Origin of the sequence: Marivita sp., from assembly GCF_965656765.1 — a bacterium.
Classification (GTDB): Bacteria; Pseudomonadota; Alphaproteobacteria; order Rhodobacterales; family Rhodobacteraceae; genus Marivita.
Genome location: NZ_CBFHLV010000096.1, coordinates 1 through 7531, shown reverse-complemented (window position 1 = coordinate 7531; position 7531 = coordinate 1). Strand labels below are relative to the sequence as shown.

The 7531-nt window shown below is 58.8% G+C and carries 9 protein-coding genes; 2 read left to right on the top strand and 7 right to left on the bottom strand.

Annotated features, from left to right (window positions below; genetic code table 11):
* The coding region (locus tag ACTG4M_RS16560) for a YeeE/YedE thiosulfate transporter family protein (protein ID WP_439124774.1) at positions 1-210 on the top strand (210 nt) is incomplete at its 5' end.
* 5 nt (positions 211-215) lie between these two features.
* On the opposite strand, the gene ACTG4M_RS16555 is transcribed toward ACTG4M_RS16560, so the two are convergent.
* The 6 genes from ACTG4M_RS16555 to scpA all read right to left on the bottom strand — a co-directional run bounded on the left by ACTG4M_RS16555 (position 216) and on the right by scpA (position 5682).
* The gene (locus ACTG4M_RS16555; protein ID WP_439124773.1) at positions 216-581 is read right to left on the bottom strand and encodes a hypothetical protein; all 366 of its coding nucleotides are present in this window, start codon (positions 579-581) and stop codon (positions 216-218) included.
* Between the two features lie 35 nt (positions 582-616).
* On the bottom strand, positions 617-1648 hold the full coding sequence (locus tag ACTG4M_RS16550; RefSeq protein ID WP_439124772.1) for an endonuclease/exonuclease/phosphatase family protein: 1032 nt from the start codon (positions 1646-1648) through the stop codon (positions 617-619).
* A gap of 10 nt (positions 1649-1658) precedes the next feature.
* Positions 1659-2342, bottom strand: a complete 684-nt coding sequence (locus ACTG4M_RS16545) for a TerB family tellurite resistance protein (RefSeq protein ID WP_439124771.1) — start codon at positions 2340-2342, stop codon at positions 1659-1661.
* A gap of 42 nt (positions 2343-2384) precedes the next feature.
* The gene (locus tag ACTG4M_RS16540) at positions 2385-2864 is read right to left on the bottom strand and encodes a GNAT family N-acetyltransferase (protein ID WP_439124770.1); all 480 of its coding nucleotides are present in this window, start codon (positions 2862-2864) and stop codon (positions 2385-2387) included.
* The gene (locus tag ACTG4M_RS16535) at positions 2861-3478 is read right to left on the bottom strand and encodes a VOC family protein (RefSeq protein WP_439124769.1); all 618 of its coding nucleotides are present in this window, start codon (positions 3476-3478) and stop codon (positions 2861-2863) included. The genes ACTG4M_RS16540 and ACTG4M_RS16535 overlap by 4 nt, the downstream gene beginning before the upstream one ends.
* A 74-nt stretch (positions 3479-3552) precedes the next feature.
* Positions 3553-5682: a methylmalonyl-CoA mutase gene (scpA, locus tag ACTG4M_RS16530; RefSeq protein ID WP_439124768.1), complete on the bottom strand. Its 2130-nt coding sequence runs from the start codon at positions 5680-5682 to the stop codon at positions 3553-3555.
* A gap of 239 nt (positions 5683-5921) precedes the next feature.
* Here scpA and ACTG4M_RS16525 point away from each other — a divergent pair, with 239 nt between their 5' ends.
* Positions 5922-6398, top strand: a complete 477-nt coding sequence (locus ACTG4M_RS16525; RefSeq protein WP_439124767.1) for a DUF4174 domain-containing protein — start codon at positions 5922-5924, stop codon at positions 6396-6398.
* Positions 6399-6485: 87 nt separating this feature from the next.
* Here the strand turns inward: ACTG4M_RS16525 and ACTG4M_RS16520 are convergent.
* Positions 6486-7531: biotin/lipoyl-containing protein (locus tag ACTG4M_RS16520; protein WP_439124766.1), on the bottom strand; the 1046-nt coding region annotated here is incomplete at its 5' end.

The window sequence follows — 7531 nt, the reverse complement described above, 5'->3', positions numbered from 1 at the left end:
GAAACCGGGCGCTATGCAGGCGGCGCTGTGCTCATGGGTGCTGGAGGCGTTCTGGCAGGCGGCAGCACAGTGGGCGCCGGTCTTGCAGGTGTTCCGACCCTGTCCTTCGCGGCCCTTTTGGCGATCCTGTCCATCGCAGCGGGCGCGATTGCCACCGACACGATCCTCAAGACCACCCGTCAAAGCCGTTTTGCCCACCCGGCAGAGTGACGCGATCAGATGTCGATCTCACCGTCTTCCGGCGCGGTCAACGCGTCGGGGGCGGGTCTTTCCGGTTTGCGTTTGAGCAGGATATCCCCGTTCGGCAAAACCACCGGCGGCTCGTAAGCCGACCAATCATCGACCTGCTCCATCAGATCATGCAACGCCGGTCCCATCTCTTCGGCAAAGCTGCGCAACGCAGGTTCGATCTCGTCCGCAAGCCCTTCAAGTTCGCGCAAGGCCGGTTCCATTTCAGACATAAGCCCACGAAAGAATAGCTTTGCGCCCTCCTCCATAAGGCTGGTGCCTTCATCCTCTTGCGCAATGGCTCCCAAAGGGATCAATGCCACAGCCAGTGTCAGTGCGGGTATCTGTTTCATAAAGCCAATATAGGCGATCCAGCTGCAGATTTCACCTAAAGGTCGATATCAAGCGTCACCGGGAAATGATCTGACGCCATTAGCAGCGCGTCTCGCAACTCTGGAGTGGTCCAACATGCGGGGTCATCGAACGGATGCCAGATGCGCCATCCCTGAGCCTTAGACCGCAAATCAGCGGACACCATCACGTAGTCAAGCAACGCCTGTAGATACCGCTTATCTTGCGAAATATAAAACCGCGCCGTGGTCGGTTGTGGCCCAATCCGACGCAACAACGCCTTTGAGGCATGCGGATCGAACAACGCGTGCGGCTTACTGCCCAGAATGATCTCAACCGAACTGCGCCCAAACAGATGTTCGTATTCATCCAGACCGGGGCCATCGTTCAAATCCCCCATGACGATCAATGGCTCGCCCGCCTCAAGATGTTCGTCCACCCGCGCCCGCAACCAGATCGCTTGCGCCAATTGTTTGCGGCGATTGGCGATGGACAAGCGCATCACCTCGTCCCGATTGGTCGCCCCATGCGGTGCCTTGGATTTCAGATGCGCGCCGATCAGGCGGATCACCTGCCCGGTCGTCTTGACGGTCAGTGCCACCTCAAGCGGTGGTTTCGAGAACACAACTTTGTCCTCGGTCGCGTCGATATCCAGATCAATGCGAAACGTCCCATCGAACCGCGGAGCGCCCGGCATCTGCGGCGCACCCGGAACCGGCGCCTGCCCCTTGGCATCATGTTGCGCCGACACCACGTCGGGGTCGTACATCAGCGCGATTTCTTGCTGCGTATCATTGCTGAACCCCATCACCGCTCGACGCGCCCGCAGATCGAACGCTGCAGCAAAGCTTTCAAGCGCGCGCACCGTATCCCGGTGGCGATTTGTGTCCGGCGCTTCGATCACCATGACCACATCCGCATCAAGCGCGGTGAAGACAGTCCCCAACGCCTCTGTTTGCATCAGTTTGGTCACGTCATGCCGCGCCGACCATGATCCGTCCAGAACCAGCTGCCCGTCATCATCAAACAACGAGTCGAACCATTCGACATTGTAGGTTGCGATGCGCATCACAAAGAGATCAGGCGTGTTCGCGCGCCGAGATCTCCTCCCACGCGCGATTGATGTCAATCAGACGCCGTTCCGACAGCTTGACAGCTTCTTCCGGAACGCCCCGAGCAATCATTTTGTCCGGGTGACTGTCTCGCACAAGCTGACGCCATGTCTTGCGGATCTCGTCCAATGACATGTCGGGGCTGACACCCAGTACATCGAACGGGTCCTGTTCGGCATCGTGCACAAAGCGCGACTTCAACCGCCGGAACGAGCCGTCCGGCAGATCAAAAATCTCGGCCACCCGCAGCAGGAAAGCATCTTCGCCGGGGTGATAGGTGCCATCCGCCATTGCGATATGGAACAACCCCTCCATCAGATCACACAGCGTGCCTTGGTCTTGGCCAAACATCGCTTGGATGCGTTTGGCGTATTCCTCGAACCCGGCAACGTCCTGACGAGCAAGGTTGAAGACCCGAGCAGCCCCTGCTTCGTCCTCGCTTGGAATATGAAACACCTCACGAAAGGCCATGACCTCGTCCCGGGTCACAAGCCCATCCGCCTTGGCCATTTTGGCCGATAAGGCGATCACGGCGATGGTGAATGCAACGGTCTTTTCGGGGGGTGTGCGCAAACGGTCGAACACCTCGGCCAGCCCTTCGCCAGAGGCAAGGGCCGAGACAGCATCGGCAATGCGCGTCCAGATCGACATGGATGTAGTTTACGCGAAACCGCCGATTTTGTCAGTGCGGCATCAGAGCTTTTTCTGCATCAGCACAAGATCGATCCAGCGGTCGAACTTGAACCCGACCTCGGACAATGTGGCAATCTCGTCAAATCCGATGGCCGCGTGGAACGCCCGCCACACCGGGTTTTCCGCACTGACTCCGGCCCAAAGGGAATGCACCTTGTCTTTGCGGGCCACGTCCTCGAGTGCGGTCATCAAGGCACGCCCTGCCCCGACCCCGCGCGCCTGCGCGGCCAAAGCGATAGAGTGCTCCTTGGTGCGCGCATAGCCCGGCCCATTTCGGAACGGAAAGTAACTGGCATAGCCAGCCGCAACCCCGTCCACCTCGACCACTTGGAACGCGGCCCCCCGTGCTGCGATCTCGTCGCGCAGGTAATCAACGGTTTTGAGGTCCGAAGTAAATGTGATCGTCGTGTTTGCGATCACGTCGTTCAGGATCAGCGTCAAAGGCTCTGCGTCCTCGGGCCGCGCACGGCGGATGATCATGTTAGGATACGCCGCCCACCTGCAGTCAGAAACACTGCCTGCATCATCCGATCGGACATGGTTTGAAACAGCACCCGGTCGTCATCAAAAACTGGTGCAAGCCGCGTTTGCAGGTCGGCCACATCCGGCCCGCAGATTGTCAACGCTTCTAGCCGGAAACCGGCACTTTGCAGCGTCATGCCCGGTGGTGTTTCGGTGTGCCACTGAATAATCGCCGGAAAGAGGCCGCCAAAGGGCAACAGCCCATCAGGTGGCACCAGCATCGTCCAACTCAAATCACCGCGGGTCAGATGCACCGGCTCTCCAGCCTCGGGGAATATGCGTTGCGCCTCGGCGATGTCAGAGCACCGCAGGATCCATTTGTCCAACTGTGCAGGTCCATCGAAGTCGTCCAGCCCGAACCAGCGCGGATAGTCGGGTTTGGGCTGTGACGGATCGGGGGCAATGGCCTCGAAGTAGAGTTCCTGCTCAAGGCCCATCAACCGATTGTGGGTTGCGTAATGCGCGTGTTGACCACCAGCGCCCAAAGCGACGCCAAACGCCTCTTCGCTGTGCTGCACGGCCTCTTCAAGCGTTTCACCGGCAACCGCGATATGATCCAGTTCGAATTTCATACAGCCATTGACACACGCGGCGGATTTTCCGTCAACGGAAAATCGCGGACGCGTCAACGCGTCCGCGCCCCAAATCAGCCACGCGCTTCTCGGATCAGGCGCAAAATGTCCTGCGCCGCCTCTGGAATGTTGGTGCCCGGCCCAAAGATCGCCTTGACCCCGGCATCATAGAGAAACTGGTAATCCTGCTGCGGAATAACCCCGCCACAGATCACCAGAATGTCCCCTGCGCCCTGCGCCTTGAGCTCTTTGACCAACTCCGGTGCCAGCGTCTTGTGCCCTGCCGCTTGGCTCGAGATGCCAATGACGTGCACGTCATTGTCGATGGCATCCTGCGCGGCCTCGGCCGGTGTCTGAAACAGCGGTCCCACATCGACGTCAAAGCCGATATCGGCAAAGGCCGTGGCAATCACCTTGGCGCCCCGGTCATGCCCGTCCTGTCCCATCTTGACTACCAACATGCGCGGACGGCGGCCTTCGTCTTCGGCAAAGCCTTCGACCGCGCGCTGGATGGCGGCAAAGCCTTCGTCGCCTTCGTAAGCCGCGCCATAGACGCCGGCCAAGGTTTTCACTTCCGCCCGGTGGCGGCCAAACACTTTTTCCATCGCCATGCTGATTTCCCCAACTGAGGCCCGTGCGCGCGATGCTTCCACCGCCGCTTCCAACAGATTGCCACCCTCGGCAGCGCGTTTTTCGAGTTCCGCCAACGCGGCATCGCAGGCCGCCTGATCGCGGGTGGACCGGATGGTTTCAAGCCGCGCAATCTGACTTTGACGAACCTTCACGTTGTCCACATCCAGAATATCGAGATCGTCTTCCTTGGACAGCCGATACTTGTTGACCCCGACAATCACGTCTTCGCCCCGGTCGATCTGGGCCTGCCGCATCGCTGCGGTTTCCTCAATCCGCAGCTTCGGCATGCCAGAGGCCACAGCCTTGGTCATACCGCCCATCTCGTCGACCTCTTCGATCAGCTTCCAGGCTTCCTCGGCCAGATCATGGGTAAGCTTTTCAACGTAATACGACCCGGCAAGAGGATCGACCACGTTGGTCACGCCGGTTTCTTCCTGCAGGATCAGCTGGGTGTTGCGGGCAATCCGCGCGGAGAATTCGGTCGGCAATGCAATGGCTTCGTCCAACGCGTTGGTGTGCAACGACTGGGTGCCCCCCAAAACCGCGCTCATCGCTTCGTAGGCTGTGCGGATCACGTTGTTATAAGGGTCTTGTTCAGCAAGGCTCACACCAGAGGTCTGACAGTGGGTGCGCAACATTTTGGAGCGGTCATTCTGCGCGCCCAGATCGGTCATGATCCGGTGCCACAGCATCCGGGCTGCACGCAGCTTGGCCGCCTCCATGAAGAAGTTCTTGCCAATGGCAAAGAAGAACGACAGCCGCCCGGCGAACTTGTCCACGTCCATCCCGCGATCCATCGCGGTTTTGACGTATTCCTTACCGTCGGCCAACGTGTAGGCCAGCTCTTGCACAAGGTTCGCACCCGCCTCTTGCATGTGATAGCCCGAGATCGAGATCGAGTTGAATTTCGGCATCTCAGCACTGGTGTATTCGATGATATCCGCAATGATCCTCATCGACGGCTCAGGCGGATAGACATAGGTGTTTCGGACCATGAATTCCTTCAGAATGTCGTTCTGAATGGTGCCCGACAACAACGCGCGATCCACGCCCTGCTCTTCGCCCGCGACGATAAACGACGCAAGAATCGGAATGACCGCGCCGTTCATCGTCATCGACACCGACACCTTGTCCAACGGAATGCCGTCGAACAGGATTTTCATGTCTTCCACGCTATCAATCGCAACACCGGCTTTGCCGACGTCGCCGACCACCCGTTCATGATCGCTGTCATAGCCGCGGTGCGTGGCCAGATCGAACGCCACCGAAACACCCTGCTGGCCCGCAGCAAGGTTCTTGCGGTAGAACGCGTTGGATTCTTCAGCAGTTGAAAACCCCGCATATTGCCGGATCGTCCAAGGACGGCCCGCATACATCGTCGCTTTCACGCCACGCGTGAACGGTGCCTCGCCGGGGATCGTGCCCAGATGCGGCAAATCCTTGACGTCATCCTCGGTATAGAGCGGCTGTACCTCGATCCCTTCGAGGGTCTTCCATGTCAGCGCGTCAAGCGGTTTGCCCCGCAGTTCTTTTTCCGCAAGGGCGCGCCATGTGTCTTTCTTGGCTGTCATCGTATTTTGATCCTCTTGTCCTCATCGGTGCCAATCGTCCTTTCACAGGGCGTGTTGGCATGGGGTGTGCGTTGCAATGGGCGGGCGCAATCGCAGCGCGACGTGGCCTTCCCGAAAAAACTGTGTGGACGCGGCATCATAAGCCTTCCACCACGGCAAAGGGCGAGATGCCAAAATTTTGTAGAGCGCGCATCACGCGACCCTTCGCATTGGTCACACGACGTACTATGTCTTGTGATATGGAAAAACTCAGGCCCTTCATTCTGGCACTTGTGGTCTTGGCTCTGCCAATATCCGCCTTCGCTGCCGACCCATCCACCGACTCTGCGGAGGACGAGGAGGCAGGGATTATGCGCATTCTCGATGCCAAAGACGTCAATCTTGACGAATATCTCTGGGTGGCCCGTCCGCTGCTTGTGTTCGCCAACTCTCCGGCGGACCCACTGTTCATCCAGCAGATGCAATATCTCAGCCGGGAACTGGACGAATTGGCCCAACGCGACGTGGTCATCATCACGGACACCGATCCAGCAGCACAGACAGACGTCCGAACAAAACTACGGCCGCGCAGCTTCATGATGGCACTGATCGGCAAAGACGGGCAGATCAAGTTTCGCAAACCCCTGCCGTGGAGCGTTCGGGAACTCACCCGCAGCATCGACAAGATGCCGATCCGCCAACAAGAAATCCGCGACCGCCGCGCCTCTGGCTCCTGAGCCACCGCGCCCGATAGCTGAACAGGAGAACCGACAGGATCGGTCCACTTATTCACTTTGTTTATCGGGCGCAGATACAGCATCGTTTTATTCGAACTCCATGATCACATCGTCCACGGCAAGGCTGTCACCCGCCGCTGCGTTGATCTTGGACACAGTGCCTTTGCGTTCGGCGCGCAGGATGTTCTCCATCTTCATAGCCTCGACGGTGCACAGCGCCTGCCCTTCCTGAACCTCGTCACCTTCGGCCACGTCGACCTTCACGATCAGACCCGGCATTGGGCAAAGCAGAAGCTTGGACGTGTCCGGGGGCACTTTCTCGGGCATCTTGCGGGCCAGTTCAGCCTGACGCGGCGTGCGCACATGGACCTTTAGCTCGGCGCCCCGCGACCGGATGCGGAAGCCACCGGAAATCTTGCCAACCTTCATCACCAAAGGTGTGCCATTGACCGTCATATGGGCCAACTGATCGCCGGGCGTCCATTGTCCCTCGACCTTCACCTCGGCACCATCAGTAAAGCGCACGGTGGACCCACCTTTGTAGGCCGCGATGGTCACGTCGAAATCCTGCCCCTGAAGCGCGACATTCCAATCTTCACCAACATGGCGTTCGTGATTGTCAAGCGTGCCAGAGATACGTGCACGGCGAATTTCAGCAACCCGGTTCATTGCGGCACAGGCCGCAGCGACACGCTTGAGCGCCTCATCACCAAGCGTCACACCCTCGAACCCATCTGGGTATTCTTCTTCAATAAACGCGGTGGTCATATCACCCGAGATAAACTTGGGGTGGTCCATAACCGCCGCAACGAATGGCAGGTTGTGACCGATGCCTTCGACTTCAAAACTGTCCAGCGCGTTGCGCATCGTCTCAATGGCCTCACCGCGGGTGGGCGCCCAAGTACACAGCTTGGCGATCATCGGATCGTAATACATGCTGATTTCGCCGCCTTCAAAGACGCCGGTATCGTTGCGCACAATGCCATCCCCCAGGGGCCCTTCGGCAGGCGGGCGATAACGGGTCAGACGGCCAATCGACGGCAGGAAGCCGCGATACGGGTCTTCGGCATACAGCCGATTCTCGATCGCCCAGCCGTTAATCTTGACGTCATCCTGCGTGATCGACAGCGGTT